At 68.9% G+C, this 24,653-nt stretch carries 21 protein-coding genes; 10 read left to right on the top strand and 11 right to left on the bottom strand.

What is annotated here, in order from left to right; genetic code table 11:
* Positions 1-245 precede the first annotated feature (245 nt).
* Positions 246-2,117, bottom strand: coding sequence for a chromosomal replication initiator protein DnaA (gene dnaA, locus KWI83_RS25525; protein ID WP_218516717.1), 1,872 nt, complete (start codon positions 2,115-2,117; stop codon positions 246-248).
* Positions 2,118-2,491: 374 nt separating this feature from the next.
* Between dnaA and rpmH the strand changes: the two genes are divergently transcribed.
* From rpmH to KWI83_RS25480, 9 genes are all read left to right on the top strand, one after another.
* Positions 2,492-2,629 (top strand): 50S ribosomal protein L34, encoded by a 138-nt coding sequence (rpmH, locus tag KWI83_RS25520; protein ID WP_003956500.1) that lies wholly within the window; start codon positions 2,492-2,494, stop codon positions 2,627-2,629.
* A 21-nt stretch (positions 2,630-2,650) separates the two neighbouring features.
* The gene (gene rnpA / locus KWI83_RS25515; RefSeq protein ID WP_141316125.1) at positions 2,651-3,022 is read left to right on the top strand and encodes a ribonuclease P protein component; all 372 of its coding nucleotides are present in this window, start codon (positions 2,651-2,653) and stop codon (positions 3,020-3,022) included.
* Positions 3,019-3,396, top strand: coding sequence for a membrane protein insertion efficiency factor YidD (gene yidD, locus KWI83_RS25510; RefSeq protein WP_218516716.1), 378 nt, complete (start codon positions 3,019-3,021; stop codon positions 3,394-3,396). Before rnpA ends, yidD begins: the two co-directional genes overlap by 4 nt.
* 3 nt (positions 3,397-3,399) lie before the next feature.
* Entirely contained in the window at positions 3,400-4,710 is a 1,311-nt protein-coding gene (gene yidC, locus KWI83_RS25505; RefSeq protein WP_218516715.1) for a membrane protein insertase YidC, read from the top strand.
* A gap of 15 nt (positions 4,711-4,725) precedes the next feature.
* On the top strand, positions 4,726-5,238 hold the full coding sequence (locus KWI83_RS25500; RefSeq protein ID WP_218516714.1) for a R3H domain-containing nucleic acid-binding protein: 513 nt from the start codon (positions 4,726-4,728) through the stop codon (positions 5,236-5,238).
* 105 nt (positions 5,239-5,343) lie between these two features.
* Positions 5,344-6,060 (top strand): 16S rRNA (guanine(527)-N(7))-methyltransferase RsmG, encoded by a 717-nt coding sequence (rsmG, locus tag KWI83_RS25495; protein ID WP_218516713.1) that lies wholly within the window; start codon positions 5,344-5,346, stop codon positions 6,058-6,060.
* 345 nt (positions 6,061-6,405) lie between these two features.
* The gene (locus KWI83_RS25490; RefSeq protein ID WP_218516741.1) at positions 6,406-7,479 is read left to right on the top strand and encodes a ParA family protein; all 1,074 of its coding nucleotides are present in this window, start codon (positions 6,406-6,408) and stop codon (positions 7,477-7,479) included.
* A complete protein-coding gene (locus KWI83_RS25485; protein ID WP_218516712.1) occupies positions 7,476-8,579 on the top strand; it encodes a ParB/RepB/Spo0J family partition protein in 1,104 nt (367 codons plus the stop codon). Before KWI83_RS25490 ends, KWI83_RS25485 begins: the two co-directional genes overlap by 4 nt.
* Positions 8,580-8,913: 334 nt before the next feature.
* Positions 8,914-9,531: a GNAT family N-acetyltransferase gene (locus tag KWI83_RS25480; protein ID WP_218516711.1), complete on the top strand. Its 618-nt coding sequence runs from the start codon at positions 8,914-8,916 to the stop codon at positions 9,529-9,531.
* Between the two features lie 108 nt (positions 9,532-9,639).
* On the opposite strand, the gene trxA is transcribed toward KWI83_RS25480, so the two are convergent.
* The 7 genes from trxA to KWI83_RS25445 form a co-directional block, all read right to left on the bottom strand.
* Positions 9,640-9,972 carry a thioredoxin gene (gene trxA, locus KWI83_RS25475; RefSeq protein WP_218516710.1) on the bottom strand — a complete coding sequence of 111 codons (333 nt, stop codon included), beginning with the start codon at positions 9,970-9,972 and terminating at the stop codon, positions 9,640-9,642.
* Positions 9,973-10,016: 44 nt separating this feature from the next.
* Entirely contained in the window at positions 10,017-10,988 is a 972-nt protein-coding gene (gene trxB / locus KWI83_RS25470; RefSeq protein WP_218516709.1) for a thioredoxin-disulfide reductase, read from the bottom strand.
* A 138-nt stretch (positions 10,989-11,126) separates the two neighbouring features.
* On the bottom strand, positions 11,127-12,041 hold the full coding sequence (locus tag KWI83_RS25465; RefSeq protein WP_218516708.1) for an anti-sigma factor: 915 nt from the start codon (positions 12,039-12,041) through the stop codon (positions 11,127-11,129).
* Positions 12,038-12,763 (bottom strand): RNA polymerase sigma factor SigM, encoded by a 726-nt coding sequence (sigM, locus tag KWI83_RS25460; RefSeq protein WP_218516707.1) that lies wholly within the window; start codon positions 12,761-12,763, stop codon positions 12,038-12,040. Before sigM ends, KWI83_RS25465 begins: the two co-directional genes overlap by 4 nt.
* 27 nt (positions 12,764-12,790) lie before the next feature.
* Positions 12,791-14,524 carry a protein kinase family protein gene (locus KWI83_RS25455; RefSeq protein WP_218516706.1) on the bottom strand — a complete coding sequence of 578 codons (1,734 nt, stop codon included), beginning with the start codon at positions 14,522-14,524 and terminating at the stop codon, positions 12,791-12,793.
* 140 nt (positions 14,525-14,664) lie between these two features.
* On the bottom strand, positions 14,665-16,965 hold the full coding sequence (murJ, locus tag KWI83_RS25450; protein ID WP_218516705.1) for a murein biosynthesis integral membrane protein MurJ: 2,301 nt from the start codon (positions 16,963-16,965) through the stop codon (positions 14,665-14,667).
* 43 nt (positions 16,966-17,008) lie between these two features.
* Positions 17,009-19,399, bottom strand: coding sequence for a DUF6049 family protein (locus KWI83_RS25445; RefSeq protein WP_218516704.1), 2,391 nt, complete (start codon positions 19,397-19,399; stop codon positions 17,009-17,011).
* Positions 19,400-19,656: 257 nt separating this feature from the next.
* On the opposite strand from KWI83_RS25445, the gene KWI83_RS25440 reads away from it, so the two are divergent.
* Positions 19,657-21,096: a CCA tRNA nucleotidyltransferase gene (locus tag KWI83_RS25440; RefSeq protein ID WP_218516703.1), complete on the top strand. Its 1,440-nt coding sequence runs from the start codon at positions 19,657-19,659 to the stop codon at positions 21,094-21,096.
* A gap of 116 nt (positions 21,097-21,212) precedes the next feature.
* Here KWI83_RS25440 and KWI83_RS25435 read toward each other — a convergent pair whose 3' ends face one another.
* From KWI83_RS25435 to KWI83_RS25425, 3 genes are all read right to left on the bottom strand, one after another.
* Positions 21,213-22,475 carry an MFS transporter gene (locus KWI83_RS25435; RefSeq protein ID WP_218516702.1) on the bottom strand — a complete coding sequence of 421 codons (1,263 nt, stop codon included), beginning with the start codon at positions 22,473-22,475 and terminating at the stop codon, positions 21,213-21,215.
* A gap of 76 nt (positions 22,476-22,551) precedes the next feature.
* A complete protein-coding gene (locus KWI83_RS25430) occupies positions 22,552-23,634 on the bottom strand; it encodes an inositol-3-phosphate synthase (protein WP_218516701.1) in 1,083 nt (360 codons plus the stop codon).
* A 45-nt stretch (positions 23,635-23,679) separates the two neighbouring features.
* Positions 23,680-24,363, bottom strand: coding sequence for a PadR family transcriptional regulator (locus KWI83_RS25425; protein WP_218516700.1), 684 nt, complete (start codon positions 24,361-24,363; stop codon positions 23,680-23,682).
* Positions 24,364-24,653 lie beyond the last annotated feature (290 nt).

Genomic DNA, 24,653 nt, shown 5'->3' with positions numbered 1-24,653 from the left:
TGGAGATCGTTCGTCCACCAATCCACAGGTGGCTGACCTGGTCTGATGGTCTTTCAACAGGCACGGCTGTGGATACGGTCTGGACAACTTCGCAGCCCCCAGGATGTGGACGGAAAAACTCCACGAATCTGTGGAGAGTGGCCGTAACGCGGCGCGTATTCGAACACCGGATGGCCGTGGAACGACGAAGGGCGCCCCGGGGATCTCCGTCCCGGGACGCCCTCAGTGGCGTACGACGGCTGCTGTCAGCCGTTCTTGATGCGGTTCGTCAGCTCGGTCACCTGGTTGTAGATGGAGCGCCGCTCGGCCATCAGGTTGCGGATCTTGCGGTCCGCGTGCATCACCGTCGTGTGGTCGCGGCCGCCGAACAGCGCGCCGATCTTCGGCAGCGACAGATCCGTCAGCTCACGGCACAGGTACATGGCGATCTGCCGGGCCGTGACGAGCTGGCGGCCCCGTGAGCTGCCGCAGAGGTCCTCGACCGTGAGGCCGAAGTAGTCGGCGGTCGCGCTCATGATGGCCGTCGAGGTGATCTCCGGCGTGGAGTCCTCGCCGCCGGGGATCAGGTCCTTGAGGACGATCTCCGTCAGACCCAGGTCCACCGGCTGCCGGTTGAGCGACGCGAACGCCGTCACTCTGATCAGCGCGCCCTCCAGCTCACGGATGTTCCGCGAGATCCGCGAGGCGATGAACTCCAGCACCTCCGGCGGGGCGTTGAGCTGCTCCTGCACCGCCTTCTTGCGCAGAATCGCGATCCGCGTCTCCAGCTCGGGCGGCTGGACGTCGGTGATCAGGCCCCACTCGAAACGGTTCCGCAACCGGTCCTCCAGCGTCACCAGCTGCTTCGGCGGCCGGTCGCTGGACAGCACGATCTGCTTGTTGGCGTTGTGGAGGGTGTTGAAGGTGTGGAAGAACTCCTCCTGCGTCGACTCCTTGTCCGCCAGGAACTGGATGTCGTCGACGAGCAGGATGTCCATCTCGCGGTACCGCTTGCGGAAGCTGTCGCCCTTGCCGTCGCGGATGGAGTTGATGAACTCGTTGGTGAACTCCTCCGAGCTCACGTACCGCACGCGCGTGCCCGGGTACAGGCTCCGCGCGTAGTGTCCGATCGCGTGCAGCAGGTGCGTCTTGCCGAGCCCCGACTCCCCGTAGATGAAGAGGGGGTTGTACGCCTTCGCCGGCGCCTCCGCGACGGCCACCGCGGCCGCGTGTGCGAAACGGTTCGAGGCGCCGATGACGAACGTGTCGAAGAGGTACTTCGGATTCAGCCGCGCGGTCGGCTCGCCGGGGCCGGTCGCCGGCGCGGGCTGCGCGGCCAGCGGGCCGGGGGCGCCGCTGGACACCGGCAGCGTGGCGCCGACCGGGCCGCGGTGCACCTGCCCGCCGCCGACCGACGGCTCGGGCAGCTCCCGCCGGGCATCGCGCTGGTCGTAGTCGCCGCGTGACGGCTCGTACTCGGAGCGCTGCTGGTCGTAGCCCTGGGCGCGGTACTCCTGCGCAGGGGAGCCGTAGGAGTCGCGGGACGGGGAGCCGTACGCGTCCTGTGAGCCGTACGACTCCTGCGACGGCGTCGCGTACGGGTCCCGCTCCGGGAAACCGAGGCGCGGCTGCTGCCAGCTGTACTCGTCCTGCGACGACCGCGGCCAGGCGCCCGGCTCGGGGCGCTGGTACTCCGACGGGTAGGCGGGGCGCGGGCTGGGCAGCTGGTCGCCGGGCGAGCCCGGGAGCTGCTCGGCGCGGTGGCGGCCGTACCCCTCGTACTGTCCGGACGACGGGAGCTCGGGCTCCTCGTAGCGCGGTTGGGGCGGGACGGGGGGCGCCGGCGAGGACGGGGGCTCGCCCGCTGAGTCGTCGACGGTGATCGCGATCCGGATCGGGCGGCCGCACTCACGGCTCAGCGTCTCGCTCACGATCGGGGCGAGGCGGCCCTCCAGCACACCCTTGGCAAACTCGTTCGGTACGGCGAGCAGTGCGGTGTCGGCGACCAGCGCGAGCGGCTGGCAGCGCCGGATCCAGTGTTCGTCCTTGGCCTCGACACCCTGCCCACGGCCCTCACCGAGAAGCTGCTCGAGTACTCGTGGCCACACTGCGGCAAGATCGGCAGGTACGTCAGCCACAGGGCACGCTCTCTCACGGGTCCCACGAACGTGTGGTTGTGGGACGGGTCGGGATGTAAATCGGGTCGGGCGGGGATAAGGGAACGAATCGGAGTCCAGCCACGGTAGTCAGGGCGACCGGTGCGGTTCAAGTTGTTGTCCCCAGCCTGTGGACAGTGTCTCGCCGTGACCCCTGGTTTGACCGGATGGCGCAGCCGCGCGTACCGTAACCAGGTCGAGTTGTCGATGGCTGCTGCCGCCTGCCTCCGATGGGCACAGATCGCGTCAAGGTGATCGGAAAGCGGTGCACTCGGGCGTAACGCGAGCTACTCGTGGGCGCACGGTGACAGCCAGGACGGCACCCCGCCACCACCGATTTCTTCTGGAGCCCCCGAGTGAGCAAGCGCACCTTCCAGCCGAACAACCGTCGTCGCGCCAAGACCCACGGCTTCCGGCTGCGTATGCGCACCCGTGCCGGCCGCGCGATTCTCGCGTCCCGCCGTAGCAAGGGTCGCGCCCGCCTGTCCGCCTGATCTCGATCAGGTCATGACGTCGTGCTGCCCACCGAGAACCGGCTGAGGCGGCGCGAGGACTTCGCGACCGCGGTACGACGAGGACGCCGGGCCGGACGCCCACTCCTCGTCGTCCACCTTCGTAGCGGTGCCACGGACCCGCACGCGCCCGGGGAGAGCGCTCCCCCGACGCGTGCGGGTTTCGTCGTGAGCAAGGCCGTGGGCGGCGCGGTCGTGCGCAACACAGTGAAGCGCAGACTGCGTCATCTGATGCGTGACCGGGTCGACCTGCTGCCCCCCGGTAGCCTGGTAGTCGTACGAGCGCTGCCCGGCGCGGGCGACGCCGACCACGCACAGCTGGCCCGAGACCTGGATGCCGCTCTGCAGCGGCTGCTGGGAGGGGGCGCGCGATGAAGTACCCGCTGCTGGCGCTGATCAAGCTCTACCAGTGGACCATCAGCCCGCTGCTCGGGCCGGTGTGCAAGTACTACCCGTCGTGTTCCCACTACGGCTACACGGCCATCGACCGGCACGGTGCCCTCAAGGGCACCGCACTCACGGCCTGGCGCATCCTGCGTTGCAATCCGTGGTCGCTGGGCGGTGTGGACCATGTCCCGCCGCGCAAGCGTCCGCGGTGGCACGAAATGCTGCGCAACGCCTGGCGCGCACGCAAGGGCGGGCCCTCCGCCGCCGAAACGGCCACCGAAGAGAATGTTCCTTCGAGTCCTTCGAACGACGTTCTTTCGAGCCCGGCCGCAGAGACCTCGTCCCATGCGCAAGGAGCATGATTAGTGGACACGATTGCCAGCCTCTTCAGCTTCATCACCACACCCGTCTCGTGGATCATCGTCCAGTTCCACTCGCTGTACGGTGCGCTCTTCGGCCCTGATACGGGCTGGGCCTGGGGCCTGTCCATCGTGTCGCTGGTGATCCTGATCCGCATCTGCCTCATCCCGCTCTTCGTGAAGCAGATCAAGGCGACTCGGGCCATGCAGACGCTCCAGCCCGAGATGAAGAAGATCCAGGAGCGCTACAAGAACGACAAGCAGCGTCAGTCCGAAGAGATGATGAAGCTGTACAAGGAGACGGGCACCAACCCGCTCTCCTCGTGCCTTCCCATCCTGGCGCAGTCGCCGTTCTTCTTCGCCCTGTACCACGTGCTCAACAGCATCGCGTCGAACGACACGGTCGGCGTGATCAACGACAGCCTGCTGCGGAGCGCGCAGCAGGCGCACATCTTCGGTGCCCCGCTCGCCGCGAAGTTCACCGACAGCGCGAGCAAGGTCGAGGCGCTCGGCGAGTCGATCACCGACGTGCGGGTCGTCACCGCCATCATGATCATCTTGATGTCGCTGTCGCAGTTCTACACGCAGCGCCAGCTGATGACGAAGAACGTCGACACCTCGGTGAAGACGCCGTTCATGCAGCAGCAGAAGATGCTGATGTACATCTTCCCGATCATCTTCGCCGTCTTCGGCATCAACTTCCCGGTCGGTGTCCTCGTCTACTGGCTGACCACCAACGTGTGGACCATGGGCCAGCAGATGTACGTCATCCACAACAACCCGACCCCGGGTTCCAAGGCCCAGGCCGCCTATCTGGACCGCCTGTACAAGCACATCACGCACCACGGCAAGACCCGCAGCCGGCGTGAGCGTGCCATTGTCAAGGCCATCGTCGCCAAGGGCCGGGACCGCAACGACTACGAGCGCAAGTTCATCAACGGTCTGAGCAAGGCCGGTCTCGCGGCCCAGTCCGACGGCACCGTGGTGAAGAGCGAGGCCGCCGTGGCCACCGTGACCGAGGACGGTACGCCGCCCACGACCGCCGCTCCGAAGCGTCAGCAGCCCAAGCGGCAGCCCAAGTCCAAGCGCCAGGCCGCCGGCGGTCCCAAGCCCGCGGGCGGCGCCGAGAAGACCTCCGCGGCGTCGACTTCGCTGAGCAAGTCCGACTCGCTGAGCAAGTCCGACGAGCCGCAGGACGCCAAGCCGGCCGAGTCCGCCGGCAAGGCCGCGCCCAAGTCCGGTGGCGGGGGGCGCAGCCGGGCCCAGTCCGGCCAGCGCAAGGGTCCACAGCGGCCCAAGTCCTCGTCCAAGAAGTAAGAAGGAGTCCATCCCGTGACGGAAGGCACCACCTCCGCCGCTGCCGAGGGTGCAGACACCCTGACCCGCCTGGAGCAGGAGGGCGAGATCGCGGCGGACTACCTCGAAGGTCTGTTGGACATCGCCGATCTCGACGGCGACATCGACATGGACGTCGAGGGCGACCGCGCCGCTGTCTCGATCATCAGTGACACGGGGAGCCGTGACCTGCAGAAGCTGGTCGGCCGGGACGGTGAGGTGCTGGAGGCGCTCCAGGAGCTCACGCGCCTGGCCGTGCACCGGGAGACCGGTGACCGCAGTCGGCTGATGCTGGACATCGCGGGCTACCGCGCCAAGAAGCGCTCCGAGCTCTCCGAGCTGGGCGCCAAGGCCGCCGCCGAGGCGAAGAACAGCGGCTCGCCCGTGAAGCTCAAGCCGATGACGCCGTTCGAGCGCAAGGTCGTGCACGACGCGGTCAAGGCCGCGGGGCTGCGCAGCGAGTCCGAGGGCGAGGAGCCGCAGCGCTTCGTCGTCGTGCTGCCTGCCTGAGCGGTCCCACGCTCCACCGGCCCCGTCTGTTGCGCAGGCGGGGCCGATCTTTGTCAGCCTGGTAGTCAGCGCATGTGCGCTGGAGGGTACGGAAGGACGGTCCCCGTGACGGAGGCAGCGGAACTCCCCCCCGCTCCCGAGGAGGCCCGGGCGGTATTCGGCGATCGCTTCGCGGACGCGGTCCGGTACGCGGAGCTGCTGGCCGAGGCGGGCGTGCAGCGAGGGCTCATCGGGCCCCGGGAGGTGCCCCGGCTGTGGGAGCGGCACCTGTTGAACTGCGCGGTGCTCTCGGAGGTCGTGCCCGAGGGGGTCACCGTCTGCGATGTCGGCTCCGGTGCCGGTCTGCCGGGCATCCCGCTGGCCCTGGTCCGTGAGGACCTGAAGATCACGCTGCTGGAGCCCCTGCTGCGGCGGACGAACTTCCTCACCGAGGTCGTCGAGCTGCTCGGCCTCGACCATGTCACTGTCGTGCGTGGCCGCGCCGAGGAGGTGATGGGCAAGCTGCCGTCGGTCCATGTGGTGACGGCACGGGCGGTGGCCCCGCTGGACCGACTGGCCGCCTGGGGCATTCCGCTGCTGCGCCCCTACGGCGAGATGCTCGCGCTCAAGGGCGACACCGCGGAGGAGGAGCTCAAGGCCGCAGCCACCGCGCTGAGCAAGCTCGGGGCTGTGAGCACCTCCATCCTGCACGTGGGTGAGGGCGTCGTGGACCCCATGTCCACGGTCGTGCGTGTCGAGGTCGGGGAGAGCCCTGGTGGTGTGCGCTTCGCGGCGAAGCGGGCGAAGGCGGCGCGGACGGGGCGGGCACGCCGGCGGCGCTGAAGTACGCGTGGCTGACGGGTGTGGGTTGGTCGGCGCGCTGATCCGTCCTGACGACGAGACGTACTCCACACAAGCTGCCAAACCTATGCATCACGGAGTGTCGCGGCAGTCCGGTCGCGGCTGCTGTGCATCGTGTTTCACGTGAAACGTCGCTCACTGCTGCACGGCATCATCAGCCGCGGCCGCGCTGCGGCCGAACCCCGCGACCGAAAGCCTCTTGGCTCACTCGGCGAGGCTCCTGCCGTATCCGATGACAGTCCGTCCCCCTCAAGGGGTGCGGAGTTGTCCACAGAGGTGGATTTCTCCACAGAACACCAGGCCTCACTGGTTCACGACCCCGACGGCATGGGAGGCTCTGTTCATTGCGAGCCTGAAGTCGAGGAGAGTGAATCCTTGCGGTCCGACGCCAACATCGCGGGACCGATGACCGATCCGGTCCCCGGTCCCCGTACCGAGTCGCCGGGGGACGATGTTTCACGTGAAACACCGCCCCCGATGGACGACACTCCCATCGGTCGTGCTGCCCAACTGGCGGTCGAGGCTCTGGGCCGGGCCGGTGAGGGTCTGCCACGACCTGAACAGACCCGTGTCATCGTCGTCGCCAACCAGAAGGGTGGGGTGGGCAAGACGACGACGACGGTCAACTTGGCCGCTTCGCTGGCTCTGCATGGCGGCCGTGTCCTGGTGATCGACCTCGACCCGCAGGGCAATGCGTCCACCGCTCTGGGGATCGACCACCACGCCGAAGTCCCTTCCATCTACGACGTGTTGGTCGAGAGTAAGCCGCTCTCGGAGGTCGTCCAGCCGGTCCCCGATGTCGAGGGTCTCTTCTGCGCCCCTGCCACGATCGATCTCGCCGGTGCGGAGATCGAGCTGGTGTCCCTGGTGGCGCGGGAGAGCCGTCTTCAGCGAGCGATCCAGTCCTACGAGCAGCCGCTGGACTACATCCTCATCGACTGCCCGCCCTCGCTGGGCCTCTTGACAGTCAACGCGCTCGTGGCGGGCCAGGAGGTCCTCATCCCGATCCAGTGCGAGTACTACGCGCTGGAGGGACTGGGGCAGCTGCTGCGCAACGTCGACCTGGTGCGGGGGCACCTCAACCCCGCGCTGCATGTCTCGACGATTCTGCTCACCATGTACGACGGCCGGACGCGCCTTGCCTCCCAGGTCGCGGACGAGGTGCGCAGCCACTTCGGCGACGAGGTATTGCGGACGAGCATCCCTCGCTCGGTCCGTATCTCCGAGGCGCCGAGCTACGGGCAGACGGTCCTGACCTACGATCCAGGATCGAGCGGTGCCCTCTCCTATCTTGAGGCGGCACGAGAAATCGCGCTGAAGGGTGTCGGCGTCAGCTATGACGCGACGCACGCCCATATCGGCGCCCAGAGCGACCAGAGCATGGTGGAGGGGATCCAGTGAGCGAGCGACGGAGGGGGCTGGGGCGTGGTCTCGGCGCACTGATCCCTGCGGCCCCGACTGAGAAGACGCCGGCCCAGGCTGCGGTGGGAGGTGTGGCATCAGCGTCCCCCACGGCGGTGCCGGTGCTTCCCTCCGACCGCGGCGTGGCCGCGGCGAAGGTGGCCACACTGCCGCCTGTTTCACGTGAAACCGAAGAGCCGTCGATGAGCGGCGCCGTGGACATGCCCGCACCTCCCATGGGCGCCCACTTCGCCGAGCTTCCTCTCGACTCCATCACGCCGAACCCGCGGCAGCCCCGTGAGGTCTTCGACGAGGACGCGCTGCAGGAGCTCGTCACCTCCATCAAGGAGGTCGGTCTTCTCCAGCCGGTCGTCGTACGGCAGCTGGGTCCCGCTCACTACGAGCTGATCATGGGCGAGCGGCGCTGGCGGGCCTGCCGTGAGGCGGGGCTCGAAGCGATCCCGGCGATCGTGCGAGCCACGGAGGACGAGAAGCTCCTCCTCGACGCCCTGCTGGAGAACCTGCACCGGGCGCAGCTGAACCCGCTGGAAGAGGCAGCTGCCTACGACCAGCTGCTGAAGGACTTCAACTGCACGCACGACCAGCTGGCGGACCGCATCGGCCGGTCTCGTCCGCAGGTCTCCAACACGCTGCGTCTGCTGAAGCTCTCTCCTGCGGTGCAGCGACGGGTGGCGGCCGGTGTGCTCTCCGCCGGGCACGCTCGGGCGCTGCTCTCCGTGGAGGACTCGGAGGAGCAGGACCGGCTGGCCCATCGGATCGTGGCCGAGGGGCTCTCGGTGCGCGCCGTCGAGGAGATCGTGACCCTGATGGGATCGCGGCCGAAGGCGGCTCAGCGTTCCAAGGGGCCGCGGGCCGGTACCCGGGTCTCTCCGGCGCTGACCGACCTCGCGACCCGTCTCTCGGATCGCTTCGAGACACGGGTCAAGGTCGACCTCGGTCAGAAGAAGGGCAAGATCACCGTGGAGTTCGCCTCCATGGAGGATCTTGAGCGGATCCTCGGCACACTCGCCCCGGGCGAGGGGCCCGTCCTGCAGAAGAGCCTTCTGGAGGGCGGCGACTCCGAGGAGGCGGACGACTGAGGTTCCGGGCGGCGATGTGATCCCGCTCAGCCGCGTTCCTGCGGGCCGTGTCCGGTGTGTACCGGAACACGGCCCGCACTTTGCTTTCTGGCGGTATCGGTGGAATCGCTTCATGGATACGATGCGATCGGGTATGGCGCATCCACCTGGCAGTACGTTTGCGGTACGTCTATGAGAGGGCGGGGGCCATGCGAACGATGAGCCGGACCGGACTGCTGAGCGCGGGACTGGGCCTGGGCGCGGTCGGCGGCTTCGTCGGCAGCCTGCTCAGGGAACGGAGTGCTCTGACTGCCGCCCGCGACGCGGCGGGCGAGGGAAGCGAGGAACAGCCTTCATGGGGCGTCGGCTCGTACCGCTCACGCTGGACAACGTTCAGGACCTTCCCCGGCGCTGTCGCACGTGTGTCTTCTGGGAACTCGACCCAGTCAGCGGCGAGGCAGCGGTAAAGGCGGGCACGCCCGCGCTGGAGAAAGAAGCCTGGATCTCGGCCGTCCTGCTGGACTGGGGTTCCTGCGGGCGGGTCGTCTATGTCGATGATGCACCGGTGGGCTTCGTGCTCTATGCGCCCCCGGCCTACGTCCCCCGCTCGACGGCGTTCCCGACCAGTCCCGTCTCACCGGACGCGGTGCAGCTGATGACCGCGTTCATCGTGCCCGGGTACCAGGGGCAGGGGCTGGGCCGCGTGATGGTCCAGACCGTGGCCAAGGATCTGCTGCGGCGGGGCTTCAAGGCGATCGAGGCCTTCGGGGACGCCCGCTGGAAGGAACCCGCCTGTGTGCTGCCCGCCGAGCATCTGCTGGCGGTGGGCTTCAAGACGGTCCGGCCGCATCCCACCTATCCCCGCATGCGGCTGGAACTGCGGACGACCCTGTCCTGGAAGGAAGACGTGGAGATGGCACTGGACCGGCTGCTCGGGGCGGTCCAGAAGGAACCGGCGCTGCGACCGCTGTAAAGGACACCAGCACTGGGACCGCTGTAAAGCGAATGGGCCAACCCGGTCGGGTTGGCCCATTCGTGTTTCACGTGAAACATGCGCCCCGTCGCTCGACGGCGCAGCCCGTCATCCGGCGATGAAGTCCTCAAGGTCGCGCAGGATCGCGGCCTTCGGCTTGGCACCGACGATGGTCTTGGCGACCTCGCCACCCTGGTAGACGTTCAGGGTCGGGATCGACATGACACCGTACTTGGCGGCCGTACCCGGGTTCTCGTCGATGTTCAGCTTGACGATCTCGATCTTGTCGCCGTGCTCGGCGGCGATTGCCTCAAGGGACGGCGCGATCTGGCGGCACGGACCGCACCAGGCGGCCCAGAAGTCCACCAGGACGGGCTTGTCGCTCTTGAGGACGTCCTGCTCGAAGGAGTCGTCGGTCACATTCTTCAGGGTGCCGGCCACGGCGGGCTCCTTAACTGGTTGGTGCGTGGGGCTGGGTGAGGGGGTCAGACGGTGGTCTTCTCGGGCTCGGCCTGCTGCTCGTTGTCCGCGAGGGCGGCGAGGTAGCGCTCGGCGTCGAGGGCGGCGGAGCAGCCGGTACCGGCCGCGGTGATCGCCTGGCGGTAGGTGTGGTCGACCACGTCCCCGGCGCCGAAGACACCGGTCAGGCTTGTCCGGGTGGAGGGGGCGTCGACCTTCAGGTAACCCTCCTCGTCCAGCTCAAGCTGGCCCTTGAACAACTCGGTGCGCGGGTCGTGGCCGATCGCGATGAACAGACCGGTCACCGGCAGGTCCGAGAGCTCGCCGGTCTTGACGTTGCGCAGCTTCAGACCGGAGAGCTTGCTGTCGCCCTGGATCTCGGCGACCTCGCTGTCCCAGACGAACGTGATCTTCGGGTCGGCGAAGGCGCGATCCTGCATGGCCTTGGAGGCGCGCAGGGTGTCGCGGCGGTGGACGACCGTCACGGACTTGGCGAAGCGCGAGAGGAAGGTGGCCTCCTCCATCGCGGTGTCGCCGCCGCCGATCACGGCGATGTCCTGGTCCTTGAAGAAGAAGCCGTCGCACGTGGCGCACCAGGAGACACCACGGCCCGAGAGGGCGTCCTCGTTCGGCAGGCCGAGCTTGCGGTGCTGCGAACCGGTCGCGATGATCACGGCCTTCGCGCGGTGCACCGTGCCGGCGGTGTCGGTGACGGTCTTGATCTCACCGGTCAGGTCGACGTTGACGACGTCGTCCGGAACGAGCTCGGCACCGAAGCGCTCCGCCTGGGCGCGCATGTTGTCCATGAGCTCGGGGCCCATGATGCCGTCCTGGAAGCCCGGGAAGTTCTCCACGTCCGTGGTGTTCATCAGGGCGCCACCGGCGGTGACGGCACCCTCGAACACCAGTGGCTTCAGCGACGCGCGCGCGGTGTAGAGCGCCGCCGTGTAGCCGGCGGGCCCGGAGCCGATGATGATCACGTTACGGACGTCGCTCACGGCTTGATTCCTCGTCTCTGGACTGCGTCGTCTTGACCGGTGGGAGCCCCTCTCAGAACTCTCACCCCACCCAACGGATCCTAAGGGGCGCGCATTCCCGCTGTGTCGGGGTACACGGTGAGCCCTCGCAGAGTGCTCTCAAGGCTGCTTGTAGGAGTGCTTCAGCAGAACCTCGGACGAGGCGGAAGGCGACTCCTTCACGCAGGTGGCATCCACGACGTATGCCGTGACCCGTGAGGGGTCCGAGGTGTCGGGCATGACTACCAGGAGGGCCGTCGTCCCCTGATAGGTGCCGGGCTCGGTCGCCAGGGCGTCGTCATCGCGTGCGATGCCCTTCTGCACGCACTGGGGCACCTGGACCGTGGGCCTGGTGAGGATGCGGGGACCGTCGCTGCCGGAGGTGGACTGCTCACCGAATTCACGGGGGGTACGCGAGGGCCCACCGGACTTTTCGCTCTGTGCGAGGAGGTCTGCGACCTGCTGCTCCAGCTTCCCTTCGGAGAAGGTGTCCGCGGCCGCGGACTGCCGCTCCCGGGCGGTGGTGCCCTGGTCGCCCTCCATTGAGGACACCAGGAGGGAAGCCAGCCCGAGGGCGCCGACGGAGAGGACGGCCCCCAGGACCGCCACCCTGCGGCGTCCGCCGCGCTTGCGCTCCTTGCGGCCCGGGCCGGTGGTGGAGGGGCGGGCATGACCCGAGGGACGGTCCGCCGGGTTCGATGTTTCACGTGAAACATGCGCGCCGTCGTCCGCGCGGGCCGCTTCGGCGTGGGCCGGGGTGCTCACCGCGTCGGGCGCCGTGGCATGGAGCAGCGCTTCCGCGGCGAGAGCGGCGTCGATCCGTCCGGCGACGTCGGCGGGCATGCGTGCCGGACCTGGCAGCGTGCCGAGCATGGCGCGGATCTCCTCCAGCGAGGAAAAGACGTCCGCGCAGAGCTCGCACTCGTCCAGATGGCGTCGTACGTCCGCGGTCCGGGACGGGGGGAGCAGGCCTTCGGTGAGGTCGGAGATCTCCGTGACGTCCGGGTGCCCGGCCGTGTCCGTCGTGGAAGTCACGCTCGCCCACCTCCGCCCTTCACAGCAGCTGAATCGCTTGGCCCTGCATTCCGTGGGCCCGCGTCATGCGGTCCCGCTGCCGGTGGGACGGATGTCCCCTGCGTCCGGTTCCGTCCAGCGGCCGACTCTTCGTCGTCGCCGGAGTCTTCCGTTTGCAGATGGGTGAGCAGCGGCAGGAGCCTGGCTCTGCCACGGGCGCAGCGGCTCTTCACCGTCCCGGTCGGGACGTCGAGGACGCGGGCGGCCTCGGCGACCGGGTAACCCTGCATGTCCACCAGGACGAGGGCCGCACGCTGCTCGGGTGGGAGGGTGCCGAGCGCTTCGAGGAGCTGGCGGTGCAGATCGTTGCGTTCGGCCGGAGCCGAGGCCGACTCGTGCGGCTCCAGCAGCTGCTCCAGCCGCTCGGTGTCGTCGACGGGGGACGTCTTGCGGGAGGCAGCCTTACGGGCGCGGTCGAGGCAGGCGTTCACCGTGATCCGGTGCAGCCAGGTCGTGACGGCCGACTGGCCGCGAAAGGTGTGGGCGGCCCGGTAGGCGGAGACGAGAGCGTCCTGGACCGCGTCAGCGGCCTCCTCGCGGTCGCCCAGCGTCCGCAGGGCGACCGCCCAGAGCCGGTCGCGGTGCCGCCGCACGATCTCACCGAAGGCATCGGGGTCGCCTTCCACATGGCGGGCGAGCAGATCCTGATCGCTCGCCATGTCGTACCCGGCGCCTTCTGCCATCGGACCCCCTCCCCCTTCGGTGAGACGTCAGCCCGTGAACTTCACGTCGGTGACGGCCTGCTTGTAACCCGCGCTGCTGTAGCCGTCGGTGGGTGCGTTGGGCACTGCCGTGACCCACAACAGCACGTACTGCGTCTTCACCGACTTCGACGCCTTCACCGTCAGAGAGGTGCCGCTCGTGGTGGCGGTTCCGATCTCCTGCATCCCGTCGACCCCGGTGGAAGGGGTCAGCGAGTCGGTCGCGTAGAGGTGAACCGTCGTGTGGTCGCCCGGGTACCGAAGCCCTATCGACGCGGCCGAGATCTGCTGGGAAGAGCCGAGGTCGTAGACGATTCCCACGCCGGGCTTGTAGGGAGCCAGCTCCGGTCCGTCGTTGTAGCGCTTGGTGCGCCAGAACGTCGAGCTGTCGCCGTCATAGGTGAGGTCGACGTCTTCGGGAGCCTGCGCCTCGCCGCTCGCGACGTACTCCTGAGCCCCTTCGATGGTGAGCGGCTTGGCCGCGGGCTTGTTCTCCCCGGCGCTCTTGTCGTTCCCGTCCGTCGTCTGCGACTTGTTCGGGTCGTCCGACTGGGTGCCGCGCTCCATCAGCGCGTCCGCCAGTTGCCAGCTGCCCAGCCCCAGCGCGGCGATGAGCAGCGCGGAGACGGCCCACTTCAGGGCCTTGCCGGTACGGCTCTGCAGCGGGGGCGGTGGGGACGACACCGGCTGGGTGGCGCCGGGGTGCGGGGCGGGGCGGCCGTACGTGCCCTGCTGGTACGTCGTGCGCTGGTAGTCCGGCGGCGCGGTGAACGCGGGCTCCGGCGGGCGGATGCGAGGCATCGCGCCGATCGCCTTCACCAGCTCCTCCGGCGTCGTGCAGGGGGACTCGTGCCGGGAGGCGGTCGCGCCGTCGTTGGCGAGCGCGCGCATGGCGAGCTCCGACAGGCCGCGATGCACGCCGGCGCGCACCTGGTCCGGCGGAATGAGGCCGACGTCCTTGGGCAGCCCGGACAGACCGTAGGCGTCGCTCTCGTACGGCCAGCGCTGGGTGAGCGAGGCGTACAGCAGGGCGCCGATCGCCTCGGTGTCGGTGCGCTGGGGGGTGTCGGAACTGATACCGCGCAGGGCGGCGTTCACGGCGAGGCCGCGGATGCGCCACTGTCCGGTGGACGTGCGCAGGACGGCGTTGGGGTTCAGCCGGAGATGGGCGAGGCCCTCGCGGTGGGCTGCGGCCATGGCGGCGGAGACCTGACTGACCATCTGGTAGGCGTCGTGCGGCTCCAGCGGCCCGGCGGACAGGAGCGTGGTGAGTTCCGTGGCGTCCGGCAGCCATTCGTGCACGACGTACACGAGGTCGTTCTCCTCGACGGCGTCCAGGACCTGGACGAAGCGTGGATCGCCGAGCAGCGCGGAGGAGCGGGCCGCGGCCAGCACGGAACGGGCCCGGGTGTGGTCCGCGGGCAGGACGTGTACGCCGACGGCGCGGCGCAGCTTCTCGTCCACCGCACGCCAACTGCTGAAACCGTCCAGACGGGTGACGCAGTCCTCAAGGCGGTAGCGTCTGGCGAGCTTGTGACCGCTGTGCAGTTCGGGCGGTGAGGCCTTCGCTCCGGGATCCTCGGTCCCGCCACTCCCCTGTGCCTCGTCGTGTTCCGTGTCCCGCTCCGGGTTCTTGGCCACCCCGTCGGCCGTGGACTGGTCCGCCTGATCCGCCTTGGCGGTCAGCGGCTCATCGCCGCTGTTGTCTGCCACGTCGACGGCAGCCGTGCTCCGTTCCGCCACCGTCGTTCCTGCCTCCCCATCCATAGCGCGCCGGCCGAACTCCGTTGCGCGCCGTCCGACGCCGAAACCAATTGTGCCCACAGTCCGCCGCTATGCACGACACGCGGTGGCGGACGATGGTTGTGCGCGTACCCCCCGATTCAGCGGCCCAGACGCCCTCGGACCATACCGACGAGCGAGTTCAGCTCCTCGATGCGCATACGGCGGGCGGCGACGTAGAAGATGCCCAGCAGGGCGGCTCCGCCGGCCACCAGCGCGGCGAGGGAAGCGGCGACGCCCTGACCGAGCGCCTGGGTGATGTAGTAGCAGGCCGCGCCGCTCAGCAGCGCCGCCGGCACCGAGGCGATGCTCAGGCGGGCGTACGTCCGCATGACGCGGGTCCCGTCCAGGTCGCCGCCGAGCCGCTTGCGCAGCCGGCGCCAGGCGACGCCGACGCCGATCACATAGGCGAGGCCGTAGGAGGCGGCCATGCCGACGACGGCCCAGCGGGCGGGGAGCAGGACGTAACACAGGCCCGACGCCCCCGCGTTGACCGCGGCGACGATGACCGTGTTGTAGAAGGGGGTGCGGGTGTCTTCGTAGGCGTAGAACGCGCGCAGGACGACGTACTGCACGGAGTAGGGGATCAGGCCGAGGCCGAAGGCCATCAGCATGTAGCCCATGTTCGTAGCCGAAGTGGTGCCCGAGGAGCCGAAGATCAGCGTGCACATCGGGACGCCGAGCGCGAGGAAGCCGAAGGCGATGGGCACGATCGCGACGGCCGTGGTGCGCAGGCCCTGGGAGATGTCGTCGCGGACGGCGCCCGCGTCGTCCTCGGCGGCCGAGCGCGAGATGCGCGGCAGCAGGGCGGCCATCAGGGAGACGGTGATGATGGCCTGCGGGAGGCCCCAGATGAGCTGGGCGTTGGCGTAGGCGCTGAAACCGGTACCGGCGATGCCCTTGTCCGAGACCGCTGCCGTGGCGAGCTGGGTGACGACCAGCGCGCCCGCCTGGTTGGCGAGGACGAACAGGATGGTCCACTTGGCGAGCATCGCCGCCTTGCCGAGGCCGTGGCCCTTCCAGTCGAAGCGCAGGCGGAGTCTGAACCCGGTCTCGCGCAGATACGGGATCATCGCGAGCGCCTGGACGACGAGTCCGAGCAGGATGCCGATGCCGAGGAGCCGCTCGCCCTCCGGGGGAATGTTCTCGACCGTCATCTTGGAGTCGGCGGCGCTGCCGTACACCCAGATGAACATGCCGAGCGTGACGATGATGACGATGTTGTTCAGGACCGGGGTCCACATCATCGCCCCGAAACGGCCCCGGGCGTTGAGGATCTGACCCATCACCACGTGGACGCCCATGAAGAAGATCGAGGGCAGGAAGTAGCGGGTGAAGGTGACCGCGGTGTCGTTGGCCGCGGGATTCGTGGCGACGGAGGTCGACAGAGCGCGGACCAGGAGGGGCGCGGCGAACATGGCGAGCACGGTGAGCGCACCGAGGATCACCATGACCAGGGTCAGCAGCCGGTTGGCGTAAGCCTCGCCGCCGTCGTCGTCCTCCTTCATGGAACGGACGAGCTGCGGTACGAAGACCGAGTTGAGGCCGCCGCCGACGGTCAGGATGTAGATCATCGTCGGCAGCTGGTATGCGACCTGGAAGGAATCGCCCAGCAGGGCGAGGCCCAGCGCCGAGACGATCATCGCCGACCGGATGAACCCGGTGAGGCGGGACACCATCGTGCCCGCCGCCATCACGGCGCTCGACTTCAGCAGGCCCCCGGCCCGTCCGCCCTTGGCCGGGGCGGCGGGGGCCGGAGGGGGCTCGGCGGCGGGCCGCGAAACGGGCGCCTGGTACTGCTCGGCGGGCGCCTGGGCACCGCCGTACTGCCCCTCCGCAGCGTGCGTCCCTCCGTACGGTCCCGCCGGAGCCTGACCGGTGCCCGGCGCGGTGGCCGGCCCCGGCACGCCCGGGTAGTCCGTCGGCGGGCGGACGCCGGTCTGTTGCTGGTCCCGGAACAGGTGCGCGAAGGCGTCGGGTTCGTGCCGCTGGTCCGCGGCCTGGGTGACCAGGTCGTCGACGCCCACGTACTGGGTCGTGCGCGGATCGTCGCCGTACGGCAGATGCTGCGTGGGGCCCGCCGGTTCGGGCGCCGGCGTCCGGGCCCACACGCGCGGGTCGGGCGCGTACGGCGACTGCGGCGGCTGGGCGTACAGCTGCTGCGGCGACGGATACGTGCCCGGGGGCGGCGGCGGGTGCGCGGCGCGGTCGTAGAGCGCCTCGGTCACCGGGTCCTGGGCGGCGAGGTCCTGCGCCCGGTAGGGGTCCTGCTCGTAGGCGTCCTGGAGGTACATGTCCGCGGGATGCTGCGGCGGCACCTGGCCGTGCTCGGGCTGCGGGCCCTCGGGGTCGCCCGAGCCGCCCGCAGCCTGGCCGCGGTCACCGTCGTACGGCGCGTTCATGGTTACCCCACCTCATCGTCCCGGGCCCACCGGCCACGACATCTCAACGGTCAACTCTCTCACCCGTCGCGGACGGGTCTGCGCTTTCCGCTGGGGTGTCCGGCGCAGGGTCACTCGGCTGCTCCGGGTCGCCTGCCTCGGGCCGGGGACCCGACTCCTCCTTGAGACGGTCCGCGGGGCCCTGGGGGTTCTGCGAACCCTCGGCGGGGTCGTCGGCCGGGTCCGGACCGTCCTCCTCGGCCTCCCGGGCGGCCGCCCGCTTGCGCTGGGTGTACATCCGGAAACCGGCGAGGACGAGCAGCAGGACGCCGCCGCCGATGACCAGCATCACCGTGGCGGTGATCTCGGTGACCTTCACGTCGAAGTAGACGGGCAGGCCGTAGGGCTTGCCGTCCTCCGTGAACAGCTGGGCCTTCACGGTCACCCGGCCGTTGGCGTTGGCGGACGTGGCGAACTTCACCGACTGGCTGTGTCCGCCCGAGACGGTGACGGGCTGCTCGGCGTAGGCCTTGCCGCCGATCTCCAACCGGGTCGGGCTGGTCGAGGTGAGCCGCAGGACCAGGTGGTCGACGTCCTGCACCAGGTTGTTCTGGACGGTCACCGGGATCGTGGCGCTGCGGCCGGAGAGCTTGGTCTCCGACTTGTCGATCAGCGTGACCCCCGCGGCGAGGCCGTCGAGGTAGTCCTCCACGCCGTCGCGGTAGTGCTGCGCCTCGGTGGCCCGGCCGCGCCACGACGTGGACATCTCACGGTTTATGGCCCGCCCGAAGGGGGTCACCACACGAGACTGGTCGGTGAGGATCACCCGGAAGCCGTCCAGCTTGGCCTGCGTCCGCGCGATCTGCTCGAAGGCCGAGCGCGGCAGTTCCTGCTTGCGCAGCGACGAGGGGTACTCGGAGGCCACCGGCACCTTTCTGGTGGCCGCGGGGTCCGGCTTGGCCTTGGCGGCCGCGCTGAGGTCCTGGGACTCGCTCCAGCCGCCGCTCTGCAGTGCCGTGATCGCCTCGGCCATGGCCCGGGCCTGGCTCGCGGTCGGCATGCGCTGCGGGGCGACGACGATGCTGCGCTGCTGGTTCGTCTGGAGGTTGAGGGCGAGGCTCTGGGCGAGGAAGCGCTGCACGGACAGCGTCGTGGCGGACGCCTTCGTCAGATCGCCCTGGAAGGCCGTCGACAGCCGGGCGTCCGCGACCACCGCCGTGGTGCCGCCGCCGATGGGACGGGCCGCTGTCGGGGTGTACGACAGTCCGCCGGTCTCCTCCAGGCTGTCGCTGCGGGCGATCACCTTGTCGGCGCCCGCCGAGGTGGCGACCTTGACGATCGACGGGTCCACTGCGCCGTCGACGGGCCAGGCGAAGTCGGTGCTCGGCTTCACGTGGAGGATCGGCTCCACGGTGTTGGCGACGACGTCCGTGGCCTCCTTGAGGCGACTCAGCGAGCCGGTGACGTTCGTGCCGTTGTGGGCCAGGGAGGCCAGATCCGGGTCGCCGTAAGGCAGGGCGACGACCTCCTTGTCCACCACCGCCTTCTGCAGCGCGGCCAGCCACTGCTTGGCGACCGCCTGGTGCGTGCCCCCCGTGGTGGTGTCGCCGTCGCCCCGCACGCGGTAGCCGCGGGCCATGGCGTCGACGGAGGCGAGGAGGTCCGGGTCGACGACCCAGGTGACGTCGAGGTTCTTGCCCAGCGACACGAGCTGCTCCAGGCGGCCGCCCGGAGAGATCTCCTTGGCCAGGTCGTCGTCGAGGAAGACCGGTGTCTGCTGCTCGTTCGAGCCCGTCTCCGCCGTCATGTGCGCGGTGGAGATGAGCGGCCACAGGACCGTCGTCTTCGTCGCCGTGTCCGCCACTTCCGGCTGCCAGGGCAGGAACGTCCGCTGGATGCCCAGCACCTGCTCCCAGGGCTGCGCGCTGGTCTCGCCCGAGAGGGCGACGCCGAGCTGGTAGACGCCGCTCTCGCCGAGGTCCAGCTCGTCGACCGGTACGGAGATGCTGAAGCGCTGCGCGATGCCCGGCGTGAGCTTGGCGAACTCCTGGCGGTATGTGTCGTCGATCTCCGTGCCGTCCGCGCCCGGGGAGTAGCCGGTGCGCTTTGCGGCGCTGTCGATCGAGGACCGGGTGTTCATCTCGGGGCCCATGCGCAGGTCCACATGGGCGTCGGTGACCGCCTGCTTGCCGTTGTTGGTCACTGTGCCGGAGACGGTCAGGGTGTCGCCCTCGGTGGGGGCGCTGGGGCTGAGCGAGTCGATGGCGACGGCTACCGTGCGGGAGCCGGAGGCCTGCTGTGCGGAGGTGCGCCCGGCCGCGTCCGCGGCGGGGGCGGCCGGCAGCTGGAACAGCCCTGCCAGCAGCGGTGCCCCGGCCAGTAGCGCTCCGGTGCGCCTCAGCCACCGGCGGGCAGGTGAGGGACTCGTCCCACGGAAGTCTGCCGCCTCGGCCACGCGCTCGCCCGTCCCTCGTCGTCGTCAGTGGTCGTCGGAATGTGCGTCCACGCATGGTAACGAGGCGCGCTGAGGGGAAGTGCCGCGGACTGCTCCACAAGATCGGGGGAGGCGGGGCCGCTGTCCCGAATGTGCGCCTATAAAGAGGAACGCTTCCGTACGCCGCGAGGGGTGGCCTTGTGCCGTATCGCCGGCGATGTTCGCACGCCCTTAATCGAGGCGCTCGCGGTCGTCCGGGCCACGTACCCTGTTCTGTTGTGCCCAACGCCAACGATGACACCAGTGCCCTGAGCCAGGTGCCGCCCCACGCTCCGAGTGAGCCGCTGCGGGTCGCGCCTGTCGCCGACGACCTTGCCCGCCGCTTCCAGGAGGCCGGGTTCTCACTCGCCCTGGTCGGCGGCTCGGTCCGGGATGTGCTGCTCGGCCGGCTCGGCAACGATCTGGATTTCACGACCGACGCCCGTCCCGAGGACGTGCTGAAGATCATCCGGCCGTGGGCGGATTCCGTGTGGGATGTCGGGATCGCCTTCGGCACGGTCGGTGCCCAGAAGGACGGCTTCCAGATCGAGGTGACGACCTACCGGTCGGAGGCCTACGACCGGACCTCGCGCAAGCCGGAGGTGTCGTACGGCGACTCCATCGAGGAGGACCTCCTCCGCCGCGACTTCACCGTGAATGCCATGGCCGTCGCGTTGCCGGAGAACAAGTTCATCGACCCGCACGGCGGGCTCGATGATCTGGCGGCGCGGGTGCTGCGTACGCCGGGCACTCCCGAGGAGTCCTTCTCGGACGACCCGCTGCGGATGATGCGGGCCGCGCGCTTCGCCGCCCAGCTCGACTTCGAGGTGGCACCCGAGGTCGTCACCGCGATGAAGGAGATGGCCGGGCGCCTGGAGATCGTCTCGGCCGAGCGGATCCGGGAGGAGCTGAACAAGCTGATCCTGTCCCGGCACCCGCGCAAGGGCCTGACGCTGCTGGTCGATACCGGGCTCGCCGATCATGTGCTGCCAGAGCTGCCCGCTCTGCGGTTGGAGAGTGACGAGCACCATCGTCACAAGGACGTCTACGAACACACGCTGATCGTCCTGGAGCAGGCGATGGCCTTGGAGGAGGAGGGCCCCGACCTGACTCTCCGCCTGGCCGCGCTGCTGCACGACATCGGCAAGCCGCGGACGCGTCGCTTCGAGAAGGACGGGCGGGTTTCGTTCCACCACCACGAGGTGGTCGGCGCGAAGATGACCAAGAAGCGGATGACGGCGCTCAAGTACTCCAACGAACTCGTGAAGGACGTCTCGCGTCTGGTCGAGCTTCACCTTCGTTTCCATGGCTACGGCACCGGCGAGTGGACCGACTCTGCCGTCCGCCGCTATGTCCGGGACGCGGGGCACCTGCTCGACCGCCTCCACAAGCTGACCCGCTCGGACTGCACCACGCGGAACAAACGCAAGGCGGCGGCGCTGTCGCGGGCGTACGACGGCCTGGAGGAGCGGATCGCCCAGCTCCAGGAGCAGGAGGAACTGGACGCCATCCGCCCCGACCTCGACGGCAACCAGATCATGGAGATTCTGGGCATCAAGCCGGGCCCTGCCGTCGGTCGCGCCTACAAGCACTTGCTGGAGCTCCGCCTGGAGAACGGCCCGATGGAGCACGACCAGGCGGTCGCGGCGCTCAAGGAGTGGTGGGCCGAGCAGAGCTGAGGCCATGAAACGGGCCCATGTTTCACGTGAAACATGGGCCCGTCACAAGGTCTCCGGGGATGCGAAGAGGGGCGATGTTTCACGTGAAACATCGCCCCTCGCTGCTGATGTGACACTCAGCGGCGTTCAAAGCCGGCCATAGCCGTTGCAACCGCTGCGTAGATCACTGCCACCACCAGGACCAGGGGGACCGAGCGTCCGTCCGGGGGCAGCATCAGGGCGGCCACTCCGGCGGCGGCGACGAAGGCGACGTTGAACAGGACGTCGTAGACGGAGAAGACCCGGCCCCGGAAGCCGTCATCGACCGAGAACTGCACGATCGTGTCCGTGGAGATCTTCGCGCCCTGGGTGGTCAGGCCGAGGACGAAGGTCGCGACCAGGATGGGCACGGTGGCGAAGGGGAGGCCGAGGGCGGGCTCCAGGACGGCGGCGGACGCTGCGCAGATGGCGATCCAACGGCCGGGGCCGAACCGGCCGGCGGCCCACGGGGTCACCACCGCCGCCGCGAAGAAGCCGGCGCCCGAGACGCCCACCGCCAGCCCCAGCAGGGCGAGTCCGTCGTCGGGGTTGGTGGTGAGGGCGTATCGGCAGAGCATCAGCAGCATGACCGTCAGGGCGCCATAGCAGAACCGCATCAGCGTCATCGACGCGAGCGCCCAGGCGGCCTCGCGCCGGGCGGGCTCGGCGAGATGACGAAGGCCGGCCATGAGATCGCGGGCGGTGCCGGAGAGCGCCGCCCTCAGCCGTAGCTGCACCAACTCGCGGTCCGGACCCAGCACTTCCCGTCCGATGCTCAGCGAGGCCAGCGCCGAGCAGAGGTACAGTGCGGCGCCCACCAGCACTACCGTGGCATCGGAGTCCGCGATCAGCAGCCGTACGACGAAGGCGAGGCCGCCACCGGCGGTCGCGGCGAGGGTTCCGGCCGTCGGGGAGACGGAGTTGGCCATCACCAGGCGGTCCTCGTCGACCACGCGGGGCAGCGCGGCGGACAGGCCCGCGAGGACGAAGCGGTTGACGGCGGTGACGCACAGGGCGGAGACGTAGAACAGCCAGTCCGGGACCTGCGTGATCATCAGGATGGCCGTCGCCGACGCCAGCAGGGCCCGCAGCAGGTTGCCGTACAGAAAGACCTGGCGGCGGCGCCAGCGGTCCAGTAGGGCGCCGGCGAACGGGCCCACCAGGGAGTACGGGAGCAGCAGGACCGCCATGGCCGAGGCGATCGCGGCGGGTGAGGTCTGGCGCTCCGGGGAGAAGACGACGTAGGTGGCGAGCCCGACCTGGTACACGCCGTCGGCGCCCTGGGAGAGCAGCCGCACGGCGAGCAGGCGTCGGAAGTTCCGGAAGCGGAGCAGGACGCGTAGATCACGTACGACGGCCATGGGCACAGCCTCACATACGGGGAGGGTCCCCGGGCGCGCTGCCTCGGGAACCCTCAGCCCAGCAGGAGATGAGCTCTCAGCGCTCGACCTCACCCTTGATGAACTTCTCGACGTTCTCGCGGGCCACGTCGTCGAAGTACTGAACCGGCGGGGACTTCATGAAGTAGCTCGACGCGGAGAGGATCGGGCCGCCGATGCCGCGGTCCTTGGCGATCTTCGCTGCGCGCAGGGCGTCGATGATGACGCCGGCCGAGTTCGGGGAGTCCCAGACCTCAAGCTTGTACTCAAGGTTCAGCGGGACGTCACCGAAGGCGCGGCCCTCCAGGCGGACGTACGCCCACTTGCGGTCGTCGAGCCAGGCCACGTAGTCGGACGGGCCGATGTGGACGTTCTTCTCGCCGAGCTCCCGGTCGGGGATCTGCGAGGTGACGGCCTGCGTCTTGGAGATCTTCTTGGACTCCAGGCGCTCACGCTCGAGCATGTTCTTGAAGTCCATGTTGCCGCCGACGTTGAGCTGCATCGTGCGGTCCAGGATGACGCCGCGGTCCTCGAACAGCTTCGCCATGACGCGGTGCGTGATGGTGGCGCCGACCTGGGACTTGATGTCGTCACCGACGATCGGGACGCCCGCCTCGGTGAACTTGTCCGCCCACTCCTTGGTGCCGGCGATGAACACCGGGAGGGCGTTGACGAAGGCGACCTTGGCGTCGATGGCGCACTGGGCGTAGTACTTCGCCGCGTCCTCGGAGCCGACGGGCAGGTAGCAGACCAGGACGTCGACCTGCTTGTCCTTGAGGACCTGGACGACGTCGACCGGCTCCTCGGCGGACTCCTCGATGGTGGCGCGGTAGTACTTGCCGAGGCCGTCGAGGGTGTGGCCGCGCTGGACGGTCACGCCGGTGCGCGGTACGTCGCAGATCTTGATGGTGTTGTTCTCGGAGGCGCCGATGGCGTCCGCGAGGTCGAGACCGACCTTCTTCGCGTCGACATCGAACGCGGCGACGAACTCCACGTCACGGACGTGGTAGTCGCCGAACTGGACGTGCATCAGGCCGGGGACCTTGGACGCCGGGTCGGCGTCCTTGTAGTACTCGACTCCCTGCACCAGCGACGCGGCGCAGTTGCCCACGCCGACGATGGCTACGCGAACCGAACCCATTCCGGTTGCTCCCTGTGTGTACTCGGTGAGGCCCTGACGGGGACCTCACGTGGCGGTGTCGTCGGACGAATCCGGCCGAGAGGTGTCCCCGGGCCGGGGCAGGTCGCCCGACGCTCCAGATGTGGTGTCCTGCTGAGCGGACCCCCCGGTGGCGGAACCGCGAAGGTCCCGCCCGGCCCGCTCGCTCTCGATGAGCTCGTTCAGCCAGCGCACTTCGCGCTCCACGGACTCCATTCCGTGGCGCTGGAGCTCGAGGGTGTAGTCGTCGAGGCGCTCCCGGGTGCGGGCCAGGGAGGCGCGCATCTTCTCAAGGCGCTCCTCCAGTCGGCTGCGGCGGCCCTCCAGCACGCGCATGCGTACGTCACGGGAGGTCTGACCGAAGAAGGCGAACCGGGCGGCGAAGGTCTCGTCTTCGTACGCGTCCGGGCCGGTCTGCGAGAGTAGCTGTTCGAAGTGCTCCTTACCTTCCGCCGTCAACCTGTAGACGATCTTGGCGCGACGGCCGGTGAGTGGAGCGGCGAGGGCGTCCTCGGACGTGGTCCCCGGCTCCTCGATCAACCAGCCGTTGGCGACCAGCGTCTTGAGGCAGGGGTAAAGCGTCCCGTAGCTGAACGCACGGAACACACCCAGTGACGTATTGAGTCGTTTGCGCAGCTCGTAGCCGTGCATCGGAGATTCGCGGAGCAGGCCGAGTACGGCGAACTCGAGGATCCCGGAGCGCCGGCTCATCGTCGCCTCCTCTCTGCCGCGGTAGGGCCGTCACGGTCTTTATGTCGCGCTGATGTATCGACTCGATACATCAAGACGATAGAACGGTCCCTGGAATGCGACAAGAGGGGGAATCGTGAACGGCGTCACATCACTGATTCGCAGGAAGCGACTTGCCTGTTTTGGGGTGAACTTCAGGACTAGGTGCGTTTTGGTGCTGCGTAGTCTGTGCGGCATGCACACCACCGGGAACCGAGTTGCCTCTGGGGGCGTCCTCGTCCCCGGTGCAGTACGGATGAATGCAGAACCGA

It is taken from the genome of Streptomyces sp. TRM70350, assembly GCF_019219825.1.
Lineage (GTDB): Bacteria > Actinomycetota > Actinomycetes > Streptomycetales > Streptomycetaceae > Streptomyces.
This window is presented reverse-complemented; position numbering and strand designations above follow the sequence as displayed.

What these genes read in the sequence shown, in the direction of transcription:
- yidD (WP_218516716.1), top strand. Translation starts at nt 3,019, where the DNA reads ATGAAGTACCCGCTGCTGGCGCTGATCAAGCTCTACCAGTGGACCATC.
- KWI83_RS25490 (WP_218516741.1), top strand. Translation starts at nt 6,406, where the DNA reads ATGGGAGGCTCTGTTCATTGCGAGCCTGAAGTCGAGGAGAGTGAATCC.
- KWI83_RS25480 (WP_218516711.1), top strand. Translation starts at nt 8,914, where the DNA reads ATGGGGCGTCGGCTCGTACCGCTCACGCTGGACAACGTTCAGGACCTT.
- sigM (WP_218516707.1), bottom strand. Translation starts at nt 12,763, where the DNA reads ATGGCAGAAGGCGCCGGGTACGACATGGCGAGCGATCAGGATCTGCTC.
- murJ (WP_218516705.1), bottom strand. Translation starts at nt 16,965, where the DNA reads ATGAACGCGCCGTACGACGGTGACCGCGGCCAGGCTGCGGGCGGCTCG.
- KWI83_RS25435 (WP_218516702.1), bottom strand. Translation starts at nt 22,475, where the DNA reads ATGGCCGTCGTACGTGATCTACGCGTCCTGCTCCGCTTCCGGAACTTC.
- KWI83_RS25430 (WP_218516701.1), bottom strand. Translation starts at nt 23,634, where the DNA reads ATGGGTTCGGTTCGCGTAGCCATCGTCGGCGTGGGCAACTGCGCCGCG.
- KWI83_RS25425 (WP_218516700.1), bottom strand. Translation starts at nt 24,363, where the DNA reads ATGAGCCGGCGCTCCGGGATCCTCGAGTTCGCCGTACTCGGCCTGCTC.